This window comes from Thermostichus vulcanus str. 'Rupite' (assembly GCF_022848905.1).
GTDB lineage: Bacteria > Cyanobacteriota > Cyanobacteriia > Thermostichales > Thermostichaceae > Thermostichus > Thermostichus vulcanus_A.
In genome coordinates, this window is the sequence record NZ_JAFIRA010000027.1 from 23,774 (window position 1) to 48,877 (window position 25,104).

At 55.4% G+C, this 25,104-nt stretch carries 27 protein-coding genes; 10 read left to right on the top strand and 17 right to left on the bottom strand.

The window, feature by feature from the left end:
• Positions 1-66: 66 nt before the first annotated feature.
• The 6 genes from JX360_RS10820 to JX360_RS10845 all read right to left on the bottom strand — a co-directional run bounded on the left by JX360_RS10820 (position 67) and on the right by JX360_RS10845 (position 5,363).
• The gene (locus JX360_RS10820; protein WP_244350707.1) at positions 67-660 is read right to left on the bottom strand and encodes a TraB/TrbI/VirB10 family type IV secretion system protein; all 594 of its coding nucleotides are present in this window, start codon (positions 658-660) and stop codon (positions 67-69) included.
• Between the two features lie 165 nt (positions 661-825).
• Positions 826-1,155, bottom strand: a complete 330-nt coding sequence (locus tag JX360_RS10825; RefSeq protein WP_244350709.1) for a Nif11-like leader peptide family natural product precursor — start codon at positions 1,153-1,155, stop codon at positions 826-828.
• Positions 1,156-1,369: 214 nt separating this feature from the next.
• Entirely contained in the window at positions 1,370-2,500 is a 1,131-nt protein-coding gene (locus tag JX360_RS10830; protein WP_244350717.1) for an extracellular solute-binding protein, read from the bottom strand.
• Complete coding sequence (locus JX360_RS10835) at positions 2,481-2,927, bottom strand: RuvC family protein (RefSeq protein WP_244350720.1); 447 nt, start codon at positions 2,925-2,927, stop codon at positions 2,481-2,483. The genes JX360_RS10830 and JX360_RS10835 overlap by 20 nt, the downstream gene beginning before the upstream one ends.
• 3 nt (positions 2,928-2,930) lie before the next feature.
• Positions 2,931-4,304, bottom strand: coding sequence for a DUF3084 domain-containing protein (locus tag JX360_RS10840; RefSeq protein ID WP_244350722.1), 1,374 nt, complete (start codon positions 4,302-4,304; stop codon positions 2,931-2,933).
• 87 nt (positions 4,305-4,391) lie between these two features.
• Complete coding sequence (locus JX360_RS10845; RefSeq protein WP_244350724.1) at positions 4,392-5,363, bottom strand: alpha-ketoacid dehydrogenase subunit beta; 972 nt, start codon at positions 5,361-5,363, stop codon at positions 4,392-4,394.
• Between the two features lie 308 nt (positions 5,364-5,671).
• On the opposite strand from JX360_RS10845, the gene JX360_RS10850 reads away from it, so the two are divergent.
• Together JX360_RS10850 and groL are read left to right on the top strand one after the other, a co-directional pair.
• Positions 5,672-5,971 (top strand): 30S ribosomal protein PSRP-3, encoded by a 300-nt coding sequence (locus tag JX360_RS10850; RefSeq protein WP_244350727.1) that lies wholly within the window; start codon positions 5,672-5,674, stop codon positions 5,969-5,971.
• Positions 5,972-6,156: 185 nt separating this feature from the next.
• Positions 6,157-7,803 (top strand): chaperonin GroEL, encoded by a 1,647-nt coding sequence (gene groL / locus JX360_RS10855; protein ID WP_244350728.1) that lies wholly within the window; start codon positions 6,157-6,159, stop codon positions 7,801-7,803.
• Between the two features lie 73 nt (positions 7,804-7,876).
• Here groL and JX360_RS10860 read toward each other — a convergent pair whose 3' ends face one another.
• Both JX360_RS10860 and JX360_RS17605 read right to left on the bottom strand, forming a co-directional pair.
• A complete protein-coding gene (locus JX360_RS10860) occupies positions 7,877-8,188 on the bottom strand; it encodes a hypothetical protein (RefSeq protein WP_244350729.1) in 312 nt (103 codons plus the stop codon).
• Positions 8,189-8,254: 66 nt separating this feature from the next.
• Entirely contained in the window at positions 8,255-8,716 is a 462-nt protein-coding gene (locus tag JX360_RS17605) for a CopD family protein (RefSeq protein ID WP_341830547.1), read from the bottom strand.
• Here JX360_RS17605 and tyrS point away from each other — a divergent pair.
• The gene (gene tyrS, locus JX360_RS10870; protein ID WP_244350731.1) at positions 8,686-9,948 is read left to right on the top strand and encodes a tyrosine--tRNA ligase; all 1,263 of its coding nucleotides are present in this window, start codon (positions 8,686-8,688) and stop codon (positions 9,946-9,948) included. The two genes, JX360_RS17605 and tyrS, sit on opposite strands and share 31 nt — an antisense overlap.
• Here tyrS and JX360_RS10875 read toward each other — a convergent pair.
• Positions 9,945-10,643 carry a hypothetical protein gene (locus JX360_RS10875; RefSeq protein ID WP_244350732.1) on the bottom strand — a complete coding sequence of 233 codons (699 nt, stop codon included), beginning with the start codon at positions 10,641-10,643 and terminating at the stop codon, positions 9,945-9,947. The genes tyrS and JX360_RS10875 overlap by 4 nt on opposite strands.
• A gap of 281 nt (positions 10,644-10,924) precedes the next feature.
• Between JX360_RS10875 and JX360_RS10880 the strand changes: the two genes are divergently transcribed.
• Complete coding sequence (locus tag JX360_RS10880) at positions 10,925-12,028, top strand: peptidylprolyl isomerase (protein ID WP_244350734.1); 1,104 nt, start codon at positions 10,925-10,927, stop codon at positions 12,026-12,028.
• 97 nt (positions 12,029-12,125) lie between these two features.
• Here JX360_RS10880 and JX360_RS10885 read toward each other — a convergent pair whose 3' ends face one another.
• From JX360_RS10885 to JX360_RS10895, 3 genes are all read right to left on the bottom strand, one after another.
• A complete protein-coding gene (locus JX360_RS10885) occupies positions 12,126-13,112 on the bottom strand; it encodes a succinate dehydrogenase/fumarate reductase iron-sulfur subunit (protein ID WP_244350735.1) in 987 nt (328 codons plus the stop codon).
• A gap of 161 nt (positions 13,113-13,273) precedes the next feature.
• Entirely contained in the window at positions 13,274-14,041 is a 768-nt protein-coding gene (locus tag JX360_RS10890) for an MlaE family lipid ABC transporter permease subunit (RefSeq protein ID WP_244350736.1), read from the bottom strand.
• A gap of 18 nt (positions 14,042-14,059) precedes the next feature.
• The gene (locus JX360_RS10895) at positions 14,060-14,686 is read right to left on the bottom strand and encodes a GerMN domain-containing protein (protein ID WP_244350737.1); all 627 of its coding nucleotides are present in this window, start codon (positions 14,684-14,686) and stop codon (positions 14,060-14,062) included.
• Positions 14,687-14,885: 199 nt separating this feature from the next.
• Between JX360_RS10895 and JX360_RS10900 the strand changes: the two genes are divergently transcribed.
• Positions 14,886-15,170, top strand: coding sequence for a YiaA/YiaB family inner membrane protein (locus tag JX360_RS10900; protein ID WP_244350738.1), 285 nt, complete (start codon positions 14,886-14,888; stop codon positions 15,168-15,170).
• Positions 15,171-15,173: 3 nt separating this feature from the next.
• Here JX360_RS10900 and JX360_RS10905 read toward each other — a convergent pair whose 3' ends face one another.
• Both JX360_RS10905 and JX360_RS10910 read right to left on the bottom strand, forming a co-directional pair.
• Positions 15,174-15,995 carry an LmeA family phospholipid-binding protein gene (locus JX360_RS10905; RefSeq protein ID WP_244350739.1) on the bottom strand — a complete coding sequence of 274 codons (822 nt, stop codon included), beginning with the start codon at positions 15,993-15,995 and terminating at the stop codon, positions 15,174-15,176.
• Between the two features lie 85 nt (positions 15,996-16,080).
• Positions 16,081-16,521: a hypothetical protein gene (locus tag JX360_RS10910; protein WP_244350740.1), complete on the bottom strand. Its 441-nt coding sequence runs from the start codon at positions 16,519-16,521 to the stop codon at positions 16,081-16,083.
• Positions 16,522-16,822: 301 nt separating this feature from the next.
• Between JX360_RS10910 and JX360_RS10915 the strand changes: the two genes are divergently transcribed.
• Positions 16,823-17,185, top strand: coding sequence for a hypothetical protein (locus tag JX360_RS10915; protein ID WP_244350741.1), 363 nt, complete (start codon positions 16,823-16,825; stop codon positions 17,183-17,185).
• 63 nt (positions 17,186-17,248) lie between these two features.
• On the opposite strand, the gene JX360_RS10920 is transcribed toward JX360_RS10915, so the two are convergent.
• Positions 17,249-18,145, bottom strand: a complete 897-nt coding sequence (locus tag JX360_RS10920) for a M48 family metallopeptidase (protein ID WP_244350742.1) — start codon at positions 18,143-18,145, stop codon at positions 17,249-17,251.
• A 296-nt stretch (positions 18,146-18,441) separates the two neighbouring features.
• On the opposite strand from JX360_RS10920, the gene minC reads away from it, so the two are divergent.
• The 4 genes from minC to JX360_RS10940 all read left to right on the top strand — a co-directional run bounded on the left by minC (position 18,442) and on the right by JX360_RS10940 (position 23,061).
• The gene (gene minC / locus JX360_RS10925) at positions 18,442-19,188 is read left to right on the top strand and encodes a septum site-determining protein MinC (RefSeq protein ID WP_244350743.1); all 747 of its coding nucleotides are present in this window, start codon (positions 18,442-18,444) and stop codon (positions 19,186-19,188) included.
• Positions 19,185-19,991 (top strand): septum site-determining protein MinD, encoded by an 807-nt coding sequence (minD, locus tag JX360_RS10930; RefSeq protein ID WP_244350744.1) that lies wholly within the window; start codon positions 19,185-19,187, stop codon positions 19,989-19,991. Before minC ends, minD begins: the two co-directional genes overlap by 4 nt.
• Positions 19,992-20,102: 111 nt before the next feature.
• The gene (gene minE / locus JX360_RS10935; RefSeq protein WP_244350749.1) at positions 20,103-20,405 is read left to right on the top strand and encodes a cell division topological specificity factor MinE; all 303 of its coding nucleotides are present in this window, start codon (positions 20,103-20,105) and stop codon (positions 20,403-20,405) included.
• Between the two features lie 385 nt (positions 20,406-20,790).
• A complete protein-coding gene (locus tag JX360_RS10940) occupies positions 20,791-23,061 on the top strand; it encodes a cation:proton antiporter (RefSeq protein ID WP_244350751.1) in 2,271 nt (756 codons plus the stop codon).
• Between the two features lie 32 nt (positions 23,062-23,093).
• Here JX360_RS10940 and JX360_RS10945 read toward each other — a convergent pair whose 3' ends face one another.
• Positions 23,094-24,482: a SagB/ThcOx family dehydrogenase gene (locus tag JX360_RS10945; RefSeq protein ID WP_244350753.1), complete on the bottom strand. Its 1,389-nt coding sequence runs from the start codon at positions 24,480-24,482 to the stop codon at positions 23,094-23,096.
• Between the two features lie 48 nt (positions 24,483-24,530).
• Positions 24,531-24,920, bottom strand: a complete 390-nt coding sequence (locus tag JX360_RS10950) for a hypothetical protein (protein WP_244350755.1) — start codon at positions 24,918-24,920, stop codon at positions 24,531-24,533.
• Positions 24,921-25,104: the final 184 nt, after the last annotated feature.

Consider the following 25,104-nt stretch of genomic DNA (forward strand, 5'->3'; position numbering starts at 1 on the left):
TCTCAAAAGAGAACTTGAGAGCACTTGCGCTGCCGGTGCGGATCCTGATAAAAGAGCTCATCAGCCTCACAAATTCAAAGGTGCCTCCAAGGTCAGGTTGAAAGATTGCCCAGGACGCAACACCACCACCTGAGGAGCCGTGACATTACCCACCACCACTCCAGCAACAGCGCCACCCAAGACATTCCCCACCGAAACCCCCCCTGTGAGCGCCCCTAGTACCGCCCCGGCAGCAGCCCCAATGGCAGCATCCGCAACAATCGCCTCACCCGAATATTGGCGGGGATCCTTCTCATCATGAATGATATTTGAAGAAGCGCGTAGGCTATAGGTGCGTCCCCCAATGACAATTGAAGTGCCGACGAAACGGGATCCCCCAGGAGCTGGCTCCATCTGGCCATGGATGCGACTGCCCGCCGGAATCACCAATCGACCTTGGGAGTCGTAGATGCTCTGAGTGACGGCAACCTCAAGCGGATAAACCGTATCCGGGTAAAAATACTCTGGAGTCTCGCTGTTCAAGCTACCTACGGGGATGACCGTTCCCTGCTGTAGGCGATAGGCACCCAGTTCAAAAAGCTGCTGAGCCACGACAGGCACAGGGGCCATGAAAGGGATCCCACTCATGCCAACCAAAGCTGCTGCAAGAATTGCTTTCATGTTCGGATCCTCCCAGCCGACTCTCATCGTTACTTCCATTCTAGGCAACAGCAGAGTCTTGAAGATGACGAAGAGTGGCAAAAGAAAGACGGCATCCCTGCATATTGACCTGCATATTGAGAGGTGTTGAGACAGGGTGACTCCGCTAGATAGGAAACTCAAAACTCAAGACTCTTCCGGCTTGGGGATCTTTTGCTCAGATGAGATTCGGCTGCGATAGCGCCTGGCCTTCTCTTGTAATGACTGAAAGAAATCCGTGTCTACGATCTCCTTATCTGTCAGTTCACCCAGATCCTGACGACGAGAGAACTCTGCTTGACGGCGATATACTTCTGCCCAAAGCTCCTCTGGGGTGAACTCAAATCCTTTCTGAGCAGCCAAGGAAGCTACCGCCTCCCGGTCATCTTCTGCATCCAGTACCTGAATGACCTCTTTCATCAGATCTTCATTCTCTGTGACTTTTGTTAAGAATTCTGTGACTGCCTGTGCACTCATTATTGTCCTCTCCTCTGCCCTAACCCGGTGGTTTCTTTGAACCTAGCATGTTCTGTTGCTGAGTTCTAGCATTGAGATCCATAGATCGTTTCATTGGGCTAAACAGTTTGGTTTATTGATCGTTGTTAGTCAATCACGATGAGAAATTTACCTGATTTTTGCAAAAAATACCTTGCTCAAGCGTGCCTGTTAAAGCCATATCTGTTTTCATCAACTACAGGAGCCCCTGACGCATCTGATCCCACAAATTGAGATAAGAGGCTGCTGCAGATGGAGAAAGAGGCTGCCAAATTTCAGATCGCTGCCAAGTAACAGGCTGAAAGTCCTCCCTTTGTTGCAAGCGGGAAGACAACTGAGCCGGATCCACTGGCAATACAGAAGGGATCCCGCTCAAATTAACCCAACGGGGAGCCAACTCTGGATCCAGCAGAAAATGAAACCAATCCACAAAAAGGGATCCCAAATCTAAAGATTCTAGGTCTTCGGATTCTAGGGCACGCGGGCGTACCCACATATCCCACCATATGGCTGAACCAGAAGCTGGGATCACCACCTCCAATTCGGGATAATTGGCTTGGGTGCTGTAGAGATCCTGCGACCAACCGACTGCTACCCAGCTATCGGCAATCCGCAACATGGGCAGGTAGTCGGAGGAAGTATAGGCCAAAGCTTGTGCATGCAGGGATCCCAATTCTTGCCGTAGCTCAGGATCCTCAGGGTTGAGGGGATCGTTGTAGGAGCGCCCCAGTTTTTTTAGGGTGAGGCCAATCACTTCCCGTGGATGATCCGGCAGGGTGATTTTGCCCGCCAGATCTGATCTCCACAGGTCGGCCCAATCTCGAATCGGTTCAGTAACCCGATCCCGACGATAGGCAATAGCCGTTACTCCCCATCGCCAAGGGACTCCCCAAACTTGCCCCTCTCGTTGTACCGCCTGCTGCCAACGGGGATCCAAGTCCGCCCATTTCTCCCCCAAAAGTTCTTCAGGTAAAGGATCCAGCCAGCCTGAAGTAATGGCCCGCTCCAATCCATCCGCCCCTAGCAAGGAGAGAGCAACCAAAGGACTGCGAGGTTGCAACCAACCCAAGGGATCCCACCTAGCGGGGGTTGAAGGCTGAGATCTTTGCTGCAAATGGGCCAATAGCTGTGCCCGTTCATCCAAGAACTGCACCTGAAACCGAGCGGTTGTACTGCGGCGGAACTCGTTGAGTAGACTGCCGGGAATCGATTGTTTCAGCGCCAAAATCAAGGGCACATTCGGATCCGGGCCACCACACCCCGCCAGCGCCAGCCCGAGCAGGATCCCGTGCAAGAGTTCACGTCGGCTAACCCTCAGATGCTCCACGACAGTACCGCTCCACCAGAATCAAAGCCACCAGATCATCGTAAGCGTTGGCCGGCACCCGCAGTCCTTTGGGCAGTAGGCGCTCCCATCCTTGGGGTGGATAAAAATCCCAGTAGCGCTGACGGGCCTCTTGAGAGCTGTGGCGTTCATCCACCAAGATAATTTGGTGCGGCGGGATGATCGATTCCAGTTGCTGTTTCCAGGTTTGGGCTGTCGTTTGGTTGCCCAGGATCACCTTCTCTGCCCGAAAGCGTTGCCAGAGAGTTTGCAGTTTGGGTAACGCTGCTGAAGAGGCAATCACCTCCCGGTGTAAGACTTGAAGTTGTGATTGCACCTGCACAACAGCCACTCCACATTTGTCCCGCCCCGGATCAAAACCGATAACCACGGGCGCTTGGGATAAGCCTGATGGGTTGGAATGGGACATGACTCAAGGCAGCTCCGCCCGTCGGGGCGTTGAGTCAGTCTGTTGGGCAGCCGTCTCCTCCATCAAGAAGCTCACCCGCAACGGCCCCGCCGTGTAGATATCTGTGTCTGTTACCAACTTCACATCCAAAGGAGTGGTGCTTTGGCGCAGTTGCTGCACAATTTCCAGAAACTTCACCTGAGAAAATTCCCCAACTGTGCCAGTGATCGGATTTGAGAGAAGGCCCTCCTCCTGGGAGCGTTGGTTGGCCTGGTTGAGTAACCCCAGCAGTTGCTGCTGAATTTGACTTTCATCCAAACCCGGCTGAATTACGCCGCTGGCCAACACGGATCCCTTGGGGAAGATCTGTTGATTGGGATAAATTTGCACAATTACAGGCACAGGCTCCCCCTTAAGGCGATTGGTGAGGGAGACAACTCGCACCGCCCAACTGCCGGTTTCCTTCAACTTCTCAAGGGCTTGTTCGGCATCCTCCCGGCGTATCATGATCGCATTGTCCAAAGGGGGGGCCGGTTGGGATCCCAGCGCTAGGGCTTGCTGTTCCGCTTGGGCCAGAATTTGCTCAAATTGCTGTTGGGTGGAGCTAGGTTCAGCCCCTGCTGGGGTATTCACTACCCCGGTTGCTAAGACTTCCCCCGCCAAAATAGCCAATTCTCCCCGTCGTAAGCTCACCGCCAACCGATTAAATTGCTCAATCTCCTGTTCCAGTTGGGTTTTCTGTTCCTCCAAGTTGCTCAGAGCCACCTGCACCACATCCAGAGAGCGCTCCAATTGATCCCGATCCAGTTGCAAAGCTCGTTTCTGCTCCTCCAGCATGGCAATCTGTTGCCGGGCCGACTCCACCTCGGCCTTCACTTCGTTCAACTCCGCATTGGCCTGATCCAGGCTGGGTTGCACATTGGCCAACTGCTCATTCACAGCCGCCAACTTGGCTTCCACCTCTTGTCGCTCCTGCAAGGCCACCGTCAGTTGATCGCGTACCTCGCTCAGTCGGGTTTGGGCAGCCGATTGCTGGTTGCGAAAAAGGTCAAGATCCACTTTGAGGCTGTCTCGCTCAGCTCTAAGGGCAGCGTTCTCTGTTTGCAACAGAGCTTTTTCGCGGTTGAGAGCCCGTAACTCCTGTTCGGCTTGGGCAATTTGACTGGTGTAGCTGAATAGAGCTTCTGAGAGGGAACGGTTCAAAAGCAACAGGGTGGCCAGGGTCAGTCCAGAAATACTCACTCCTGTTATCACTGCTACCAAAACAGCCGTGTGGCGCGGGCGCAAATTAAACCAGGTGAGACGCTTCTTGCCAATCCGATAGCCGACCCGATCCCCCACGACGGCGATCAGGCCACTGACAAACAACATGTAGACGATGAGCAGTACGCCTTGCATGACCCTGGGATCCCTGCCATGCAAATCTTAGCAAGGTTCCTCAAGAGATTTTGGCCAGCCGGTTGCGCGGACGGAAAGTTAGAGCACTTACAGCATTTGCTCAACAGCAGCAACAATATCCGCCGGTTGCACAATGGTGGCCGCTTCCATCGTGCCATTGTAGGGGGTAGGAATATCCTGAGAGGCCAAGCGCACCACGGGCGCATCCAATTCGTCAAACAGCTCTTCGGTAATCCGAGCCGTCAGTTCTGCCCCAATGCCACCGGATTTCATGTCTTCTTCGACAATGATCACGCGGTGGGTTTTGCGAACCGAAGCCGCAATGGTGTCCATATCCAAAGGCTTGAGAGAAATCAAGTCGATCACCTCTGGCTCAATCTCCGCCTGCACCAGACTATCCACCGCTTTCATGACGTGATAGCGCATGCGGGAGTAGGTGAGAATGGTGATATCAGATCCCTCTCTGACCACCTCCGCTTGATCCAGCGGCAGGAGGTATTCTTCTTCCGGCAGATCTTCTTTGAGGTTGTAGAGCAGCACATGCTCAAAAAATAACACCGGATTATCATCCCGAATGGCGGACTTGAGTAAGCCTTTGGCATTGTAGGGGGTGGAACAAGCCACGATTTTCAAACCCGGCACTGCTTGAAAATAAGCCTCCAAGCGCTGTGAATGCTCAGCCCCCAGTTGCCGACCGACCCCCCCTGGTCCGCGAATCACCACCGGAATCTTAAAATTACCGCCAGAGGTGTAGCGCAACATGCCCGCGTTATTGGCAATTTGGTTGAAGGCCAGGAGCAAAAAGCCCATGTTCATGCCTTCGATCACCGGACGCAACCCAGTCATGGCTGCCCCAATCGCCATACCGGTAAAGCTGTTCTCACAAATCGGGGTATCCAGCAGGCGCAAATCCCCGTATTTCTGATAGAGGTCTTTGGTGACCTTGTAGGATCCACCATAATGGCCAACATCTTCTCCCAAAACAAACACACTGGGATCCCGTGCCATTTCTTCGTCTAGGGCGGCACGCAAAGCATTAAACAGGAGGGTTTCTGCCATAGGGGTCTGCAAAGATCGCTAAGCTCCCATTAAACCATTTTGCTGTCCCAGATTTGGGTAGAGCCCTTGTGCTATTCAACTGGCATTGGATGATGGGACTCCACATCTTGCGGAGCAAGATTGTTCCCAAGCGCACGGATCTACGGGTCTACCATCCGTTCGGGATACCAGAACGGTCGCTTCAGAAAGTCTTTCTAAGCTCAGCTAGGGAAAACTTGTGCCAGAATAGGAGGCTGCCCGGTTAGGTTTGGATCGGGCAACACTTGCACTGAATGATTGCTGGTTAGCACACGAAGGAGAAGAGAGCCTTGCCGAAGTTTGCCCTGAAAGCCCTGTGGCTGGAAAATGACTTGGCCATTGCCGTGGATCAGGTGGTGGCCAAAAACCGCAGCCCCCTCACCCACTACTTCTTCTGGCCCCGTGATGATGCTTGGGAACAGCTCAAAGCTGAGCTAGAAAGCAAAACTTGGATCAGCGAGGTGGATCGCATCGAATTGCTCAACCAAGCCACGGAAGTGATCAACTACTGGCAAAATGGCGGACGCAACCGTTCCATTAGTGATGCCCAGGCTCAGTTTCCGGATGTTTTGATTGGGGGAAACTCTTAGCGTCCAACCGGGGCATCTTGCTCAGGATCCCGCCTTTGGGCTAGATTGGCACTCGGGGTTTTAGAGTGCTAACTGAGTGCGAGCTCTGTGTTGGGTTAGGTTGATGGATTCCCCAGGGATCCCTGCGCGGCTGTCGGCACTCGGCGTGAAATAGCCCAGTCCAATTTACGAGGATCGTGGATTCTATGGCAAAGCTGATTCTGTTCAAGGACGAAGCCCGTAAGGCACTGGAGCAGGGCATCAATCAACTGGCGAATGCTGTCAAAGTCACCGTTGGCCCAAAGGGACGCAATGTGGTGTTGGAGAAAAAGTTTGGTGCCCCCCAAATCATCAACGACGGTGTCACGATTGCCAAAGAAATTGAGCTGGCAGATCCCTTAGAAAACACGGGCGCTCAGCTGATGCGGGAAGTAGCCTCCAAAACCAATGATGTTGCCGGAGATGGCACCACCACTGCAACTATCCTGGCTCAAAGCATGGTGCGGGAAGGCTTGAAAAATATTTCGGCGGGTGCCAATCCGATCAGCTTGCGACGAGGCATTGAGAAAACCACGGCTTACTTGGTGGAGCAAATTGCTGCTCACGCCAAGCCTGTAGAGGGCCGTAAGACCATCGCGGAAGTGGCAGCCCTTGCTGCGGGTAATGACAGTGAAGTGGGCGAGATGATCGCCAAAGCAATGGATGCGGTAGGTCGAGATGGGGTGATTACGGTCGAAGAATCCAAATCCTTGGAGACCGAACTGGATTTGGTGGAAGGGATGCAGTTCGACCGAGGCTACATTTCCCCCTACTTCGTAACCGATCCAGAGCGGCTGGTGACGGAATACGAAAATGCCTACCTGCTGATCACCAACAACAAAATTTCCAGTCTGCAAGACTTGGTGCCCATTTTGGAGCGCGTTGCCCGTGAAGGTCGCCCTCTGTTGGTACTGGCAGAAGATGTAGAAGGAGAAGCCCTGGCCACTTTGGTGGTCAACCGCTTGCGGGGTGTGTTGAATGTGGTGGCTGTGAAAGCTCCCGCCTTTGGGGATCGACGCAAAGCGATGTTGGAAGATATTGCCATCCTCACGGGCGGCCAGATGATCTCCGAAGATATTGGCATCAAACTAGACAGTGTCACCCTCGACATGATGGGTGTGGCTCGCAAAATTACCGTGACCAAAGACAAGACCACCATTGTGACAGATGGATCCACCAAAGCCTTGGTGGAGAAGCGAGTCGGACAAATTCGTAAGCAGTTGGAAGCTACCGATTCTGAGTACGACCGCGAAAAACTGCAAGAGCGCATCGCCAAGTTATCTGGGGGTGTGGCTGTAATCAAAGTGGGAGCTGCAACCGAAACAGAGCTTAAGGATCGCAAGCTGCGTATTGAAGATGCCTTGAATGCTACCAAAGCTGCTGTAGAAGAAGGGATTGTTCCTGGAGGAGGAGCCACTCTGTTACATCTTTCCAAAGGGATCCCTGCCTTTAAGGCGAAGCTGAAACCGGAAGAGCAGATCGGCGCAGATATTGTTTCGCGGGCTTTGCAGGCGCCATTGTTTCAAATTGCCCACAACTCGGGCCTTGAGGGATCCGTGGTGGTCGAGAAGGTATTGGAAAAAGAGATGCCTTTTGGTTTCGATGCCCTGACGGGAAACTATGTCGATCTCATCGCCCAGGGGATCGTCGATCCGGCGAAAGTGGCTCGTTCTGCCCTACAGAATGCTGCTTCCATTGCGGGAATGTACCTGACAACGGAAGCGATTGTGGTAGAAAAACCCGAACCTAAGTCTGCTGCCCCGGCGGGTGGCCCAGGGAGTATGGGTGGTATGGGCGGTATGGGCATGATGTAACCCCCATTCCTATCCGTTGCTGATACTGATGTCTTGGCCCCTACTTGTTGGGGGCTTTCCTCTTTTTCAGCGCTCATGGAGTTGAGGTGGAGTAGTCGCTACCCCTTTTGGGGGGAGAGCGCCACCCTGAACTGGACTCGGCGCTCTTCAAAATCGCTTCAAAATCGCTGACCAACAAGGCCAGATCAATCTGCCACTCCCCGGGCAAAGCCAGTTGTACCTCTGGCAGGATCCAGTGCCCCGACTGATCCGGCCAAAGAGAACAATGAAACGGTGGGATCCCTTGTCCCGGCAGAGAAAACCCCAGAGTCAAGGCCTGGATCGGGATCCCTTCCACCTCCACCCGCACTTGATTGGGGCCGGGGTGACAGGGAGAAAAGCTCAAGTGAATCGGGGGATCCTCCAACTGTTCTTGACAAACCGGACGGGCCAGGGATCCCTTTTCATGAGCTCAGCCATGACTGGGGGGCGCTTGAGCCACCAAAAAACTGCTCAGGGCCAACACCATGAGCAAACCCACCCCCTCCAAACGGACGATGCTCTGCAACGAGGATCTGACCGCCAAGTGACCTTCTCGCAAAGCCGGTACTAGGCGAAACTTGTTGTGGGCCCCCAGGGCCATGATCATTAACACCAAGATCAACTTGGCCCAAAGATACTGCCCATAGGGATCCGCCAGGGTCCAGCCGCGATGGATCCCACCCATGCCCACTCCCGCCAAGATCAACCCCGGCATCGCCCAAGTGGCTACATCAGTGCGGGGAGTGTCAATAAACCCATTGACAGGGACAGAAGGGCAGACCCTCCCCCAGGCACGGAGGCCCTCAACAGGCTTTCCTGGGAGGCCCGTGTAAGTGAAAATCGTGAAGTGTATCGAGCCGGATGGAGCCGATTTTGAGTACATCGCCAACATCAGTCCCGCAAGCTGTTGCCCCTAACCGGGATCCCTTGATAGCCGAGATCACCGAGCGGGGGGTCGCAGAGATTTTCCCCGGTGGAGCAGCAGCCTTGGCCAAGCGCTTGGCAGAGACGGACCGCCCTTTGCGCATTAAGTTGGGCATTGATCCGACCCGACCCGATTTACACCTGGGCCATTCTGTCGCCTTGCGGAAGTTGAGGCAGTTTCAGGATGCGGGCCATGTGGCGATTTTGCTCATTGGTGATTTTACGGCTCTGGTCGGGGATCCGACGGGGCAATCGGAGGCACGTCCCCGTTTGACACCCGCAGAAGTCGAGGAAAATGCCCGTACCTACCTGGATCAAGCCCGCCAGATTTTGGATTTTGATACCCCCGGTCGGTTGGAACTGCGCCGAAACAGCGAGTGGTTGGCGGGGCTGACCTTGACTGAGATGATTGAGCTTCAGGCCCAGATGACCTTAGGGCAAATGTTGGCCAAAGAGGATTTTGCCCAGCGCTACCAGTCAGGTACACCGGTATATCTGCACGAGTTTCTATATCCGCTTTTGCAGGGCTATGATTCTGTGGCTTTGGAGGCGGACGTGGAATTGGGGGGAACCGACCAACGGTTTAATCTGCTCACAGGGCGGGACTTGCAAATCTGGAAAGGACAAACGCCGCAGTTCTGTCTGACGGTGCCGCTGTTGGAGGGCTTGGATGGCTACCAGAAAATGTCGAAGTCCAAAAACAATTACGTCGGGCTGACGGAGGATCCCCTCACCATGTACTCCAAGCTGGAGAAGGTGCCGGATCATCTGGTGGAGCGTTATTTTGAATTGCTCACCCGGATCCCGTTGACGGAGTTGCCAGATAATCCTAGAGAACGACAGATTCTTTTGGCCAAAACCATTGTGGCCCAGTTTCATTCCGCTGCCGCCGCAGAAGAAGCACAGCGGACAGCCCAATCTTTGGTGTTGCAGGGGAGCACTCAAGAGACGGGATCCATTCCCGAATTTTCCATTGTTCACCTGCAGTATCCGGCCAAACTGAACTACATCTTGCGTGAATCGGGCTTGTGCAAAAGTGCTGCGGATGCCCGCCGACAAATTCAAGGGGGTGCTGTCCGTCTGGATGGCCAAAAAATTGAGGATCCTGAAACCGAGTTTCTCAGTTCAGCTGAACTAGAGGGAAAGATCCTACAGGTGGGCAAAAAGTCTTTCCGTCGTCTTGTTGTAGTGGCCAATTAGTAAGCCCAAACAGAGCTAAAACCAGTCCCGGATTTCCATTTCTTCTGGCTGGATAAATTGGATTGCAATTGGGCAACTACAGGCTCCGGTTTGGGTTTGAGTACCCTTGCCTCTGCCAGAGCCTCTGTGAGCTTTTGTCTCACCAGTTCTTGGGTCTCTAAAACATTGGTTTCTGCTGCCCATTCTGGCGAGTCTTGAACGGGATCATCCTCAGAAGTAAATTCAAGATCGTAGATCTCGTTGCGGTAGTCAGGGCTGAGCCATTCCCAGGCGCGCAAGTTATAAAAATAGGGGAACAGGCGCACGATACACTCGATGTCCAAATGTTCGGCAAAACGACGAAAGGCTTCTTCTTCGGAAACGGGAAAAGGAGCATAGTGATCGGAAACAAACCACTTGAGAAACTTGCGTGCTTCTGGAATGATTTGTTCTGCCGTCATGGATCCCACAGCGGCTGTGTTGAAACAATTCACCAACAGATGCTCTAGCATCACCGCGTTATACTCGGCAAAGCAGGTTTGCTCCCGGGTCTCCACCGGTTGCCAGGGCATATTACCGTTGGCGGCAATCAGTAGATGAACCAAATCATGGGATGGATTGGTTTGAATGTAGCCATGCCCCTCTAGCTTGGCCCCATCACAGCTAAAGAGTTGATGCTGTGGGCTCCAGTAGAACTTCAGTTGCTTTGCCACCATGACCTAATCGTCCTCCTCACCCCAGGGATCCCTCTTCAACCGCTCAAGCTCCTGCAACCTGGTCACCCTTCGGCTGGGAGCATCCCTAAGTGTCACAGCTACTGAACTCGGGATCCCAAGCAAACGACCTGCAAATTACCTCTGAGTGTAGCAAAGCTGCTCCCCTCGGTTGACGGCCCTAACCCTGAATGGCTCCCGATATCCGAATCAACAGGTTCAACGCTTGCCGCCGGTAACGCAAGGATGTCAGGCTGAGAACAAAGCGCTTTTCGTGGCGAATCATGATTCAGCAAGTTAAACGGGTACTTTCCTGGCCACAGCTCCGTCTTATCGGTCTGATATGTGTTCTTTTCTGGGCGATTCCGGCACTGGCCCTTCCGCAAGGCAATGCCATCACCGATGCTCGTACCCTCCTACGACAAGCCTTACCCATTCAGGAGTCCAGCTTGCTGGAATTGGACGAGGCGATCTCCAAAATCGATGCTGATCTGAAATACAACCGTTGGTCAGCAGTACGAGGGGATGTTCGTCTGGTGGAGCGGTTGCTGGATCGCTATGCAGCCCCGTTGCTAGCCGGGTTACCGGAAGCCAAGCTGCCTGCCGCTTCTGAACAGATGGCCAGCATCCGTGAGCAACTCCAAGTGGTGAGTCAGGAAACCCAGCGCAAATCCAAGGGCAAAGAGGCCGCCCGCGCTGCTTACGACCGCCTCTTGGCTAGCCTGGGATCCCTGGAGGACAACTGGTTAGGGCCTTTTCCCTACGATGTCCCTGCCGAGTATGCGGATAGGCCACAACTGCTGGGTCGAGCTGAGGTGGAGCTTAAAACCACCGCCGGAGACCTGTTGATCACCCTAGATGGCTACAGTGCCCCGATTACCGCTGGCAATTTCGCCGATTTGGTGCAGCGGGGCTTCTACGATGGCCTCAGTTTTGACCGGGTGGAAAATTTCTACGTGATTCAAGCGGGGGATCCCCCTGGCCCTGCCGATGGGTATGTGGATCCGGCTACCGGCAAAATCCGTACCATCCCACTGGAAATTCGCGCCAAAGGAGAGGTAATCCCCCACTACGGCCAAACCTTTGAGCAGTTGGGCATGTGGGATGTGGAACCCGCTCTGCCCTTTTCGGCAGAAGGAACAGTGGCCATGGCTCGCTACCCAGAGGATCCCAACAGCGCCTCCTCACAATTTTTTATTTTCATGGCAGAGCCAGATCTAACCCCAGCAGGGTTGAATCTGATGGATGGCCGCTATGCGGTATTTGGCTACGTGACGGAAGGGACGGAAGTGCTGCACCAGATCAAGTTGGGTGACCAGATTTTGAGTGCTAGGTTGGTTTCGGGCCAGGAGAACCTTAGACAGGAGAACCTTAGAAATGTAGGATAACGGCCAAGCTCACAGATACCCTTTGCAACTCAATCGACCAGCTTGCAGCCTTCCAGTGCAGCAGCGGCGGCTCTCCCAGAAATGGAGTGGCAGTAGCTCACTCCAGGCCCTCCTGCCGCACCACATCGATCAACCGCCGTACCGTTGCAGTACCTGAGGAAGCCTTAAATCGAAAAGGGAATTTGCCTTTGCCCAACATGCGCAATCCCAAAGGCGCCAAACTCAGCAACCCCTTGGGATCCCGTCCTTGATTGGCCACCACCTGTAATCCAAAGCGACGTTCATCAACCCAGCCCCCGGAGCGCACCAGTTGCACCAGGGTTTTGCGGTGGCGAATCGGACGGCTGACTTCAGAAACCGGTTTCTCATTGGGATATCTGGCTAGGATCCCTTGCTTCAGTTCCGTAATCTGATCCAGCGGTGCTACCCCCATCGGGCAGACGGTGTTGCAGTTCCAGCAGCGGGTACATCCCCATACCCCAGACAGATTGTCTTGAGCTTGCAGGCGCTCCTCCCGCCGGCTGTCGCGGCTATCCTGCACAAGGCGGTTGGCTTTGGCTAGAGCATGAGGGCCGACAAACTCCGGGTTCACCTCTTTGGCGTTGCAATCGGAATAGCAGGCTCCACAGAGAATGCAGCCACTGGCAGCGTTAAGATGATCCCGCTCGGCAGGCGATTGGAGAAATTCCCGCTCTGGGATCCGACGGCCCGCTGTACTGACAAAGGGATCCACCCGGCTGAGGTCATTCCAGAAGGGTTGCATATCCACAACCAGATCCCGCAAGACCGGCAGGTTACCCATGGGGCCAATGGTGATGCGGGTGGGATGGGGGCGATTCGGTTGCAGCTCCTCTTCGACATGTTGCTGACAAGCCAGGGCGGCTCTACCGTTGATGCGCATGGCGCAGCTGCCACAGATGGTATTGCGGCAGTTTTTGCGAAAGGCAAGGCTGCCATCTTGCTCCCATTTGATTTGGTTGAGGCAATCCAGAATCGTGGCACTGGGGGAAGTCTCTAGCCAGAAGGATTGCAGACGGGGAGGGCCAGGGGGTAATTGACGAAAGATTTGAAATTCAACTTGCATAAGTTCAGACCCAGGCAAAGACAAGAGACCTCATCTTAGCGGCAGTACAGCTGATTCCAGTGGTATCTACTACGGCTAATAGAGGTGAATCTACTGCCTGACAAGGATTTCGTTTGGCTTTCTAGCTTACATGAAGTCGGAAAAAGCTAGAACGGGATCCCTTAAAATGCGCGGCTGAGGGCACTCCCCGGCCCCTGAAACAGCAACCAGGAAATGAGAAAGTTGGTGACGAACACCCCCAGCAACGCGGTCACCACCGCATCGGTTGTGGAGCGCCCCACCCCTTTGGCCCCGCCGGTTGTGGAGAGGCCCCAACTGGAGCCGACAATGGCAATCAAGAACCCGAACACCATCGCCTTAAAACAACACACCAGTAAATCCCAGGGGGCGAGCAGGTTTTGAGCTGAGGTGAGGAACAGGTTGGGGGAGATGTTGTAGACGGAAGCGCAGATGATCATCCCTCCCACCAGCCCCGTGAGCAAAGACAGGATGGTCAGTACGGGCAGCATCAGCCCCGAGGCCATAACCCGCGGGATCACCAGATAATCGACGGGATCCGTGCGCAACAGTTGCAAGGCATCGATCTGTTCGGTCACCTTCATGGTGCCCAGTTCGGCGGCAAAGGCGGATCCCACTCGACCGGCCAGGATCACAGCTGTTACCACGGGGGTGAGTTCACGGGTGAGGGCAATGGCCAAAACGCCCCCAATCAGGGAGGAAGCCCCAAAGTTGATAAACTCTCGCGCCAGTTGGATGGTGAACACACCGCTGATCACCACAGCCGTGATCAAAACAATAAACAAGGATTCCAGCCCGACCGCAGACAACTGATCCAAGGTATTGCGACGATGAATACGGCCTTGGCTGAGATGCAAAATCACTTGCCCAGCCAAGAGCCAGCTATTGCCAACCCGGTTCAACCAGCTCATGCGCCCTCTACCCTGCCCCTAGGAGGCTGATACTTCTGCTGGCTCAGCATCCGGTTCTGCCGGGAGTTGGAAACTCGGCACAAACGAAGCGCGGGTCAGGGGTTGATCGATGATCAGTCCCTCTCCTCCTAAGACCTCTAGGGCGCGGCCCTCCACCGAGATCCACACCCGTGCGTCGGGATTTTGGCTGGTGGCTGTGTAGAGAACCTGGGTGATCCGGCCCATCATCATGCTGGATCCCCCACCTTGGGTGAATTCGGGAGAGAAATTGAGAAAAATATCGTTTCCCTCGATCCGCACATCCAGTACTTGCGTTTCAGGTGGGATCGCCGTACTGAGTTGAGGGTCGTTGGGGCCAGCAATCAGTTCCTGCAGAGCGAGGCGGATCCCTTCTTGGGCATCGAGGGCACGCACGGTACGCTCTTGCTGTACATAGTAGATGGCGTTGTCAGCGGTGGTTAGCCAGTAGACGGAGAGGGTTTGTTGCGGCCCGATGCTGTACCACCAAACTCCCCCCATTAGCCCCAATCCGGTTAAGAAACCCAGGATCCCCAGTTGCAGGGCAGTGCCACGCCGTGGGCGGGAACGCCGTCCTGCCGACCCAATGGATCCGAACTCTGCTATACGCCCTCCGTAGTGGCTCATCGTTGGCAATCCCTCTATCTCACCTAGCTCTAGGGTAGCGAAGAAAGAGCGGCTCTGCGGGGATCCCCCGAAATGGAGCCAAGCGTCCGGGACAGCGATGAAACTGGCACAGCCTCAGCAGCCATGGGCAGCCCGGTTCGGGAGACTGAAAGGTAAGCGGTTATAGATGGCCCACCATTCTCAAGATTTGGAGCAAGATATGAAACCTTTGCCCTTTCAGAAGGATACCCAGGCTTGGATCGCACAGGTTTGGATTGCCTTTATCGCTTCCGTACTGTTTAGTACCCTCGGGATCCTTTACGCGCCGATTGAGGAGCAGACCAAAGGCTATCTGGCGGTCAGCTTTTTGTTCACCATGAGTTCCAGCTTTACCTTGGCCAAAACGATTCGGGACAACCAAGAGGCTGCGCGGCTGTTTTCCCGCCTAGATGAGGCCCGCATCGAAAAGATCCTGGCGGAACACGGCACAATCGACAAGCTGTAGGCTTCAAGGCAGAGCAGCCCGCCGGGATCCCGTCAGATGAGCCAGGGTCTCGACCCGGACAAACCCGATGACCTCCAGCTGATCGGATCCTACCTCTAGGCTCAGTACCCGCAGCAGGATCCCGAGTTCTTCCAGTTCTTCGAGGTTAAACACTTCATTCAGCCCACCCAGAAAAGCCTCAGAAATTTCATCCGGCACCCGCACAGAGGCAACCACAAACTCTGGATCCTGGAGCCTGAGGCTTTGCCCCCCCTCGACGCGGATCCCGGCATTGAACGCTACATCGATGGATTGCTCCATCTCGCCGTTGCGCTCCACCAAAATGGCGGAAAGTTGAATGCGATTGGGATCCAATAAATCGATACGGGGCTGACGCAAATCAAAACGGCTGGGTTCTTCCCGGCGTCCACCAAAGGGCAAATCCGCTTGAATGTTCTGGAATTGGCTGAGAATTTCTGGTGAGTTCAGAGCGGCATTCAAGTCCTCCGCCCGTACTACGATGCGCACCGCTGCCTGTAGGGGCCGATCCAACCGTAAGGGATCCCCCTGAAACGAGGAAGGGTTGATCGCCAGGGCATCGGTTTCCAGCTCTAAAACCTCGATCCGAGGAAAAGGGGCTCGATACAATCCTCGTCCGGCAATCAACAGGCGATCAGCCTCGCCATTTAGAAGGCGGTAGTTGGGCTGACTTTGGATGCGCACCTCGAGAATTTCTGCTCGATCCAGCTGATCCAGCAACAGCTGCCGCGCCGACTGATCCGCAAGATAGCCTGCTCCCCCTCCTAACCCCGTCAACAACCCCAACAGAACGGCCAGGATCTCCATGTGCCATGCCCCAATGTGGCCTCAACCCAGGTTAGCAAGCGGGATCCCTCAGAGATGCCACCGAGTAATCCCTCAAGGATCCCGGTCAATGAAGCATCTTGAGAGAGCTGGCTTCGATGGGGCGATTGCCCATGAAGGTTTTGGCGATTTTGAGGCCATCCACCATCACCGGGCGATTGGGGATGCGATCCGTGATGAACTTGGCGCTCGACGCAACGGTGGGACGGCCTTCTCCCCAGGTTTCTACCACTTTGAGGCTGGAGGCAGTCACCGGACGATCGCTGAAGTATTCCACCACCTTGAGACTAGAGGCTCCAATGGGGCGGTTGTCCGGGCCAATCTCACTAATCTTGACGTCGCCCACAAACACGGGCCGATTCATGGGTTTGGCGAGAGCGCTGGCTTCAGACGCACCTTGAGAAGCCAAGTCTTGTTCAGGGCGGGGGGCCAAGTTCAACCCATTGCTAGAGCCAGTAGGAGCATCTTGCTCCGATAGGGTGCTGGAATGACCATTACGAGCAGCCATGGGAATCTCCTGAATTGACGGAATGGGAAAACAAGACGGGGTTGGGCTCGATGCAGTACTGCAAAAGGAAAAAGGGCTTGCGTGCTCACTACCCCCTAAGGGCACAGAGGCGGTGAGGTTGGGATCCCCAATGCTAAAGATATTCTAAAAATCTAAAGATATCCTAACATCCTAAACCTAAACCGAGGTTGAAACTGGAATCTGTTTATGACAACCCCTCTTCTGTCAGGTGCAGGGATCCCTCTGAACGGTACCAGAAATTGGCGATACACTACATCTGGAGTGAGTGGGTTGTGGAGTGATGGCAGGGATCCACCCTTTGCGTTGGTACATGTGTTGGGCAAGCGGGGCTGCACCGGCTCTCTTGGCTTTGCTGCTGTTGTCAAACCAGGCGGCTCAGGCCAGCCAAGCCTCCGCTCTAGAGCCTCAGCCCCAGTTCGACTTGAATGTTATCCGCTCCCGCACTTTGCCCTGGCAACGGCCCCCGATGGTCTTTGAGCCAGCCGATCCTTCTGACGCGGATGAATGGGGGGCGGATGACGCAGAGCATCCTTTCTTGGAGTTCACCCTGGAGGAGAGCAACACCGCCATTGCGCTTTTTGGCTGTGACTGCCCCGCCCATTTGAATCAGTTACGCCAGATGCGCGGTTTGCCGTTGCTTTAGGGATCCCAACTGAATCCATACCGGAATCGGAAATTCCAACACAGAGGGGGCGGACCCATCTGTTCAAGGCAGCACTGGCAGCACCGGCAAAATCTCAATTTCGGTACGTTGGCTTTGGCTCGGTTGTCCGACAGGCAAAATGGAGCCGCCTGAGCCTTGTGGTGGCAGCGGGGCCGTCTGGGCCGCTGGGCTAACCATGCCGTGCTGAGCAATCAGTTGGTTGAGGCGGGCGATGCGCTCCGGGACAGGTGGATGGGTGCGCAAGAAATCCGGTAGAGATCCACGAGACTGCAACTTGGCCAAAAATTGCGGCATCCCCTGCGGGTCAAATCCGGCTCGGTAGGCTGCCCAGAGACCTTTTTCATCGGCTACAAACTCGTTTTCCCGGCTTTGCGGTCGTCGGATCCCGACCTCTAGGGCCAGAGCCGCCAGGTTGTTGTCATTCACCCCCAACAGTTGCGCCCCAAACCGGGCGGTGGCTGCCTGTTGCAGTTGTTGCAATCCGTGGCGCTCGCTGATGTGGGCTACTTCGTGGGCCAAGACGGCTGCAATTTGGTCGTCGTTGTCGGCGGCTTGCAGAGCGCCGGTGGTGATGTACACAAACCCCCCCATCGTGGCAAAGGCATTGATGGCCGGATCCTCAACCACCTGGAAAGTGTAAGGCAAGTGGGGCCGTTCGCTACTGGCGGCCACCCGTTGGCCGATGCGGTTCACCCGACTCACCCAGTAGGGATCCCTACTGAGGCGAATCTCGCCCCGACTTTTTAGGTGCTGATCAATCTGGCGACCCAGGCTGACTTCTTGGGCCTCGCTCAGTTGGCTCACCTGCATCAGTTGCACCCCCTGGAGCAACAAGCGACCCCAGTCTTGGGCTTGAGCGGGTGCCCCAATCAGGGATCCCATCACCAGCAGGGCCACCCCCGAACGAACAAGCCAAGGTAATGGGCAAGTTTGCAGCATTGAGAGGCCTCCTCAAGAGGGCTTACCCTCAAGCTAGCGATTTTCTGCTTCGATAGGGTTACCGCAAAGGTGAAATTCCTCTGCCATGAAAGGTAAATGTTGGGAAATACTCCACTGGCTGCGTGGAATGGAATACGATAAGACTTCGTGTTTGGTTTTAGCGATTGCCTTGAATTGTTGCCTACGGTTGAATTGACTACTGTTGATCAAACTCGTGATCAAATTGGTCGAGCTTGAATAGGCTTTTGTCCCACGGTCGTTTACCCTGACTCCTCATCCCTCTGCTCGTTGCTGTCATGACGGGATCCCCTGTACTGAACCCTCAAGGCTCCCCGCCGCCCACTCCAGCTTCACGCAATTTGGCGGCAGGTACTGTCTATTTCCGTTCCGACTCCCAAGGGCTCCATCTGCATTTACCCGCTGGCATGGACTGGGATGAGGTGTGGGAAAGTTTGATTTGGCAGTTGCGCAGCCGCAAACCCTTCTGGGCCGGAGCGACCCCCCTCACCCTCTGGAGTCAGGATTGGGAGCTGGATCTGCCCACGTTGCAAACCCTGTCTGCCCTGGTATCGCAGTATCAGCTGCAGCTGCGGCGAGTTCAAACCACCATCCGCTCGACGGCAATTGCGGCGGCCACTTTGGGCTATTCTGTGGAACAATCTTCCCCTTTGGAGGCGATTCCTCCTGTTCCGACCGATACCACTCCCTTGTATTTGCGCTCCACGGTTCGTTCTGGCACCGCTGTTCGTCACAGTGGTTCGGTCTTTTTGCTGGGGGATCTTAACCCTGGAGGAGAGATTATCGCTGGGGGGGATATTTGGGTGTGGGGACGGTTGCGGGGGGTGGTTCATGCTGGGGCCAATGGTGACGAAAAGGCCCTGATTTTGGCTCTCCAGCTGGATCCCACCCAGTTGCGTATTGCCGATCAAGTGGCCCGTCCGCCCGAAGCGGGATCCCTGCCCAACACACCTGAAGTGGTTTACTTGCAGGATAATGTCATCTGCATCGCCACCATTCAGGATTTTCTGCGGAGAGAGGTATGAGCCGAGTCATTGTCATGACCTCCGGTAAAGGTGGAGTTGGCAAAACCACGGTAACGGCCAACTTGGGCACAGCCTTGGCGCGGCTGGGTCGCTCGGTGGTGGTGGTGGATGCGGATTTTGGCCTGCGCAATCTGGATCTCTTGCTGGGGCTGGAGAACCGGGTGGTTTACACGGCCCTAGAGGTGATTGCAGGAGAATGTCGCCTCGAACAAGCCTTGGTGAAAGACAAACGCACCCCCAATCTCTCGTTGTTGCCTGCCGCCCAAAGCCGTAACAAAACGGCAGTGAAGCCGGAGCAGATGCGCGAATTGATCGATAAGCTCTCCAGCAGCCATGATTATGTGCTGATTGACTGTCCAGCCGGGATCGAGCAGGGGTTTCGCAATGCAATAGCTGGGGCCAACGAAGCGATCATTGTCACCACGCCCGAGCTGGCAGCGGTGCGGGATGCGGATCGGGTGGTGGGATTGTTAGAAGCGGCACAAATTCGACCGACGCGATTGATCGTCAACCGTCTGCGCCCAGATATGGTGGCGGCCAGCCAGATGATGTCGGTGGAGGATGTGGTGGAGGTGCTGGCGATCCCGTTGGTGGGGATTGTGCCGGAGGATCGTGAGGTGATCGTCTCCACCAACAAAGGGGAACCTCTGGTGCTTTCCAGCAACCCGCCCCTAGCGGCTCAGGCGTTACAGCGTATTGCCCGCCGATTGGAAGGCGAAACCGTGGACTTTCCAGATGTGGCCAGTTTGGGGGAGTCGTTTTGGGAACGGGCCAAACGGTTTTTGAATCAAAGGGTGATTTGAGCAGCCTTTTGACCGCTGTTGAACTGCTTTTATACAGGTTTTCTCTAGATTGTCTCGATTGAATGGCACCTTTGACCCGTTAGTACCGTTAGTAACTTAGTACCCAAGCCTATGCTCCTCGATTTTTTGGATCAGCTTTTTTCCCGCCACTCCGGTAGCAGCCGTGACCAAGCCAAACAACGACTGAAGTTGATCCTGGCCCACGACCGCGCCGATCTCACCCCGGCAGCCCTGGAGTCGATGCGCCTAGAGATCTTGGGGGTGGTGTCGCGCTATGTGGAGTTGGATTCGGAGGGGTTGCAATTTAGTTTGGCTACGGAAGAGGGGACGACGGCCTTAATTGCTAATCTACCGATTCGCCGCGTCAAACCCTTGGAGATCAGCCTCAGCCATCCGGAAGGCGAAGGGGCCTAGAGGAGGGGAGGGGCTCCCTCCTTATTCTCCAACTGAACTTCAGGGTGCTGTCAAGGCTAGGGTAGGCTCGATGAGTTTCTTGGAGTTTCTTGAGCAGGAGGCTGTTCAGTCATTTGCCAGGGTTGTCGGTGGCGTGCAGTTGAGGCTATTCTCCGCCTGGGTTACCTTGTAATGAAGTGCGACAGCAATGTCACATTAAGTTTTGAATAATGATGTTCTTTCTTCGCTCACACCTTTGTCTGGCCAGCTCTGGAGCCCCCTGCAACTGAACCATCCAGTCGTTAAGCCGTTCATGCCACGCATGGTGCTATGCATCGCTTGCGCGACCGCTTACGCAACCGCAACAGTGGGACGGAGTCCTCGCTAAGGGAGGTTGAGCCTCAGCATGGAAAACTCATTTGAGCTGACGATCCTGTTTACGCTGGCCTTGGTGGCCGGGATCGGAGCTCAGGTGCTGGCTAATTTTGTCGGCGTGCCGAGCATTGTTTTCCTGTTGTTGTTTGGCCTGTTGCTGGGGCCAGATGGCTTGAGCTTGGTGCATCCGCAAGCCATGGGATCCGGGCTGGAGGCGCTGGTGTCTTTGGCGGTGGCCCTGATTTTGTTTGAGGGGGGCCTTAACCTTAGGTTGCAACGCCTGAATCAGGTTTCCGATAGCTTGCGCAACTTGGTGCTGTTTGGATCCCTGCTGACGCTGGTGGGGGGGGCGGTGGCGGCCCACTATTTGGGGGAATTCCCTTGGCGCTTGGCCTTTTTGTTCGGATCCCTGGTGGTGGTGACGGGGCCAACGGTGATTAACCCGATCCTAAAACGGGTGCGGGTGGATACGGCGGTCAGTACCCTCCTGGAGGGAGAAGGGGTGTTGATCGATCCGGTGGGGGCGATCCTAGCAGTGGTGGTGTTACAAGTGGTGCTCTCCGGTCATCCCAGCTTTCTCATGGCCCTGGAACAGTTGTCCAGCCGATTGGCGATTGGGGCGGCGGTGGGGGCGCTGGGGGGCTGGCTGATGGGATCCTTCCTGCTCTGGTCGCGGCAATTTCTGACGGAGGATTTGCGCAACTCGGTGGTGCTGGCGGGGGCACTGGCGGTCTTTGTCTTGGCCCAGTCGTTGCGGTCTGAGGCGGGCCTGATGGCGGTGGTGCTGGCGGGGTTGGTGGTGCGGCAAAAGGCGGCGATTGCCGAGCGCAGCGTGCGGCAATTTCACGGCCAGTTGGTGGTGGTGGCGATCTCGGTGCTGTTTATTTTGCTCACCTCCACCCTTTCCCTGAAGGCGGTGTTTGCTTTGGGCTGGGGATCCCTGGCGACGGTGGTTTGCCTGATGGTGTTGATCCGCCCCTTGAGCGTTTGGCTCTGTACCCTCAACAGTGACCTCAACTGGCGACAGAAGCTGTTCGTTGCCTGGTTGGCTCCCCGGGGGATTGTGGCGGCTTCGGTGGCTTCGTTGTTTGCCATCTTGCTGACGGAGCGCGGTATTACCGGGGGAGATGCCCTCAAGGCGCTGGTGTTTCTGACGATTTCTCTAACGGTGACGGTGCAGGGGCTAACCGCCGCTTGGGTGGCCCGTTGGTTGGGCTTGGATCAGGGCAGCTCCACCGTGATCATTGGCGATCACCCCCTCACCAGCCAGTTGGCCCAGTTGATGCGTTCCCTCAACCAAACGGTGGAGGTGATCCCGTTGTTGTCGGCCCAGGGATCCCCTAAAAGTGGGCAAAACGGTCAAAACGGCCACAAATCCAACAAATCCAATCGTTCGGCTGCCGGCTCAATCCATACGGGGGCAGAGGCCAACGGCACCTACAGCAAAAGTGGCGAGAAACTGGCTCCCAGCGAGGCTAAAAGCACACCCAGCAACGGCAAACTCCCAGAAGAACCCCTGAGATCAGAATCAGCCCCCGGATCCCTGCAGGAGGCGGTGCTGAGCGAATCAGCGCTGTTGAAGGCGGATATCGAACATGCGGAAACCCTGCTGATCATGACCCTGAATCCGCAGGTAAACTGGGCGATTGCCGAGTTGATGGTGAAGCTCTCGGTTTCTGCCACCATCTGGACGGTGTTGCTTCCCGATATGCCCATCTCGGAAGGGATCCGCACCCTGCAAAACCCCTTCCCGCAACTGCAGCGCTGGGCTAGCTATTTAGAAGCCAACCGGGCCGAGCTACGCTCCATCACTCTGCCCACGTTGGCGGATTTGGGCCTGAACACTACCGATCCTGGCTTGGGTTTTGCGCCCGCCAAAGAATCCCTCTCGGCGGCACGAGCGACCCTGCTCAACCCCTTCTCGGCCCCGATGGGCCTTGAGGATCCCGTTTTGGAACGGCTGCGGGATCAGTTTGCCTACCGGATTAAGGCGGATCTGTGTTTGCCGCTGTTGCTGTTGCGGCCTCAACGATTGGGGCGCTGGTTTCGCGGCGGCGGCGTGCGGGTCAGCGGTGATTTGTCTCAGCCGAGTCGGGTTTTCTATCTGCCGGAACCGGAGATTTGGCGACGGGGGGATCGCATTTATTACCTGGAGCGCATTTCCAGCCCGGTGGATGCGGGTGCCAAAGCCAATACCCTGTCGGCAAAGGAATCCGAACCACTGACGGAAGAGCGGGATCCAATTGGGCTGGAGCCTCTGCCCCAGTACGTAGATGGGGTGAAGCTGCATTTTGATCTTTAAGTTCTTTAACTCAACTATGACTCAACTATGACTCAACCCTTTGGGGGGCTGGCTTGACGGGGGATCCCAAGGGTGGTGATGTAGAGGGCGGCCTCTGATGTCGGGATCCCGAGCACTTCATTGACTTGATTGTCAAAAAAACCAGCAATGCCGCTCACCCCGAGGCCTAAGCCAATGGCCGCTAGGTTCAGCCGTTGACCCAAATGTCCCGCATCCAGATGCAGGTAGCGATAGGCCCGTTCCCCATAGCGCGCTACCGCCTTGGTTAAATCCGCCGTGTGAAACACAACAGCTGCAGCATCCCGACCCAATTCTTGCCCCAAGCACAGTTGGAAGACCTCATTGCGGAAATTTCTGAAGCGAATCTGCCGCAACTCTTGCGCCTGAACCGCGTAGTAGTAACACCCTGGTTCTAGTCCCTCCACTCCATTGGCCACCACAAAGGTTTCCACCAAGCTGCGATCAAAATAATCGGGGTTGCCATCCAACCCTTGGGCAGTGTAGTGTTCCGGGTGATAGGTGAAATCCAGGAGTGCCAGCAGCAGCTGCAGTGGCAGGTCTGCGCCGGTGAAGTGGCGGGTAGAGCGCCGTTTCAGGATGCTACGCACCAATTCTTGTAGGTGTGGTCCCCAATCGATGGGTGGAGTGGCGGTACTGACTCGCAGGCAGAAGGGAAAGTTGTATTTGTCGGCGGGTGGTTCGGCAGGGGTTGTAGCGGGCACGGGCGGGCGGGTCAGGGATCCGCTCTCGATCCGGCTCACCCGGTGCAAAAACGGTAACCAATCCCCCTCCTGTAGCTCAGGCACGTGGGTAACAATCGGGGAGCTGAGGGCGGTGAACTCATTGGCAGGCCACTGAGGCATCTCTTGGGGTGTATCGGCAGAGGTCGGTTGCCACAGATCCCACAGCGGAACAACCGCCAAAATCCCCTCTTCTTGGGGATCCAAAAACAATAGCTCCTCCAGGATTTGATCGCAAAAGCCCCCCAAGAGATAAGCTCGGTAACCGGTGAGGTTGGCCGCCAACTCGATATTCCCCAGCAGATGGCCGCTATCCAGGCAAATGCGGCGATAGGCCCGATCCTCATAGCGCCAGGCAGAGCGAAAAAACACCGCCGAAACCACCAAAGCCAGCGAGCACTGGTTCAAAATCGCGGCTTCTGCACAACCGGCCTGCAAGCGGGGCCAGCGACTTTCATCCCAAAACCGTACCAAGCTGTGGCTGCGCACCTGATAGTTGTACAAACCTTCCGGGATCCCGGCTACCCCCTGTGAGATCAGATACAGCTCAGCCGGATACAATCCTCCCGCCGATGGGGCAGCCCGCATGTAGAACGGTTGGTTGGCATAGGGGATCACCAACGTCACCCCGTAGCTGAAGTACAACAACTGCGACAACCGCCGCCGATGCCATCGCGCCAACTGGGATAGCTCCTCACCTGGAGGCTGGGATCTGGTTGACTGACAAAACTAATCGGTGACATAGCAGTACGTGTGTATTTTGAATTCGATTCGATAGGTACGCTGGTCATGCTGCTTCCGAGACGCCATGGTTGGTTCAGGATCGCGGTTACAGGTGAATCGGGCATGATGAATGAGTTGCCAACTGTTCTCTAAGGCAGCCTTCACCCAATCCCAGCCAATGCGAAAGTAGCTATTGCCGCGAAACCAATGGGGGTCAACCCAACGACGTTTACCGGACGCGACCACCTCAACTCCTTGAGCGGTGACATAGAGGGTGGCGATTGCCAAGAGGAACCAGAGGCGAGAGAGGGCACAGACCGAGCGAATCTGGGATTTTTGGAGGTTCCAGCCGTTGGATTGGTCGTCAAGAAATGCCTCTTCGATATCAAACCGCAAGCCGTATTCTTGGAAAGTATGGAGATGAGTGGGTTCATCGCTGACGATAGCCCAAAACCTGGTTGACTGACAAAACTAATCGGTGACATAGCAGTACGTGTGTATTTTGAATTCGATTCGATAGGTACGCTGGTCATGCTGCTTCCGAGACGCCATGGTTGGTTCAGGATCGCGGTTACAGGTG

Bases quoted from the DNA above. Each gene is read 5' to 3' on its own strand.
- JX360_RS10905 (WP_244350739.1), bottom strand. From the start codon at position 15,995: ATGGAGATCCTGGCCGTTCTGTTGGGGTTGTTGACGGGGTTAGGAGGG.
- JX360_RS10845 (WP_244350724.1), bottom strand. From the start codon at position 5,363: ATGGCAGAAACCCTCCTGTTTAATGCTTTGCGTGCCGCCCTAGACGAA.
- JX360_RS10885 (WP_244350735.1), bottom strand. From the start codon at position 13,112: ATGCAAGTTGAATTTCAAATCTTTCGTCAATTACCCCCTGGCCCTCCC.
- JX360_RS10890 (WP_244350736.1), bottom strand. From the start codon at position 14,041: ATGAGCTGGTTGAACCGGGTTGGCAATAGCTGGCTCTTGGCTGGGCAA.
- tyrS (WP_244350731.1), top strand. From the start codon at position 8,686: ATGGAGCCGATTTTGAGTACATCGCCAACATCAGTCCCGCAAGCTGTT.
- JX360_RS10820 (WP_244350707.1), bottom strand. From the start codon at position 660: ATGAAAGCAATTCTTGCAGCAGCTTTGGTTGGCATGAGTGGGATCCCT.
- groL (WP_244350728.1), top strand. From the start codon at position 6,157: ATGGCAAAGCTGATTCTGTTCAAGGACGAAGCCCGTAAGGCACTGGAG.
- JX360_RS10825 (WP_244350709.1), bottom strand. From the start codon at position 1,155: ATGAGTGCACAGGCAGTCACAGAATTCTTAACAAAAGTCACAGAGAAT.
- JX360_RS17605 (WP_341830547.1), bottom strand. From the start codon at position 8,716: ATGTTGGCGATGTACTCAAAATCGGCTCCATCCGGCTCGATACACTTC.
- minD (WP_244350744.1), top strand. From the start codon at position 19,185: ATGAGCCGAGTCATTGTCATGACCTCCGGTAAAGGTGGAGTTGGCAAA.
- JX360_RS10875 (WP_244350732.1), bottom strand. From the start codon at position 10,643: ATGGTGGCAAAGCAACTGAAGTTCTACTGGAGCCCACAGCATCAACTC.
- JX360_RS10920 (WP_244350742.1), bottom strand. From the start codon at position 18,145: ATGCTGCAAACTTGCCCATTACCTTGGCTTGTTCGTTCGGGGGTGGCC.
- JX360_RS10835 (WP_244350720.1), bottom strand. From the start codon at position 2,927: ATGTCCCATTCCAACCCATCAGGCTTATCCCAAGCGCCCGTGGTTATC.
- JX360_RS10880 (WP_244350734.1), top strand. From the start codon at position 10,925: ATGATTCAGCAAGTTAAACGGGTACTTTCCTGGCCACAGCTCCGTCTT.
- JX360_RS10910 (WP_244350740.1), bottom strand. From the start codon at position 16,521: ATGGCTGCTCGTAATGGTCATTCCAGCACCCTATCGGAGCAAGATGCT.
- JX360_RS10840 (WP_244350722.1), bottom strand. From the start codon at position 4,304: ATGCAAGGCGTACTGCTCATCGTCTACATGTTGTTTGTCAGTGGCCTG.
- minE (WP_244350749.1), top strand. From the start codon at position 20,103: ATGCTCCTCGATTTTTTGGATCAGCTTTTTTCCCGCCACTCCGGTAGC.
- JX360_RS10900 (WP_244350738.1), top strand. From the start codon at position 14,886: ATGAAACCTTTGCCCTTTCAGAAGGATACCCAGGCTTGGATCGCACAG.
- minC (WP_244350743.1), top strand. From the start codon at position 18,442: ATGACGGGATCCCCTGTACTGAACCCTCAAGGCTCCCCGCCGCCCACT.
- JX360_RS10895 (WP_244350737.1), bottom strand. From the start codon at position 14,686: ATGAGCCACTACGGAGGGCGTATAGCAGAGTTCGGATCCATTGGGTCG.
- JX360_RS10915 (WP_244350741.1), top strand. From the start codon at position 16,823: ATGGCAGGGATCCACCCTTTGCGTTGGTACATGTGTTGGGCAAGCGGG.
- JX360_RS10940 (WP_244350751.1), top strand. From the start codon at position 20,791: ATGGAAAACTCATTTGAGCTGACGATCCTGTTTACGCTGGCCTTGGTG.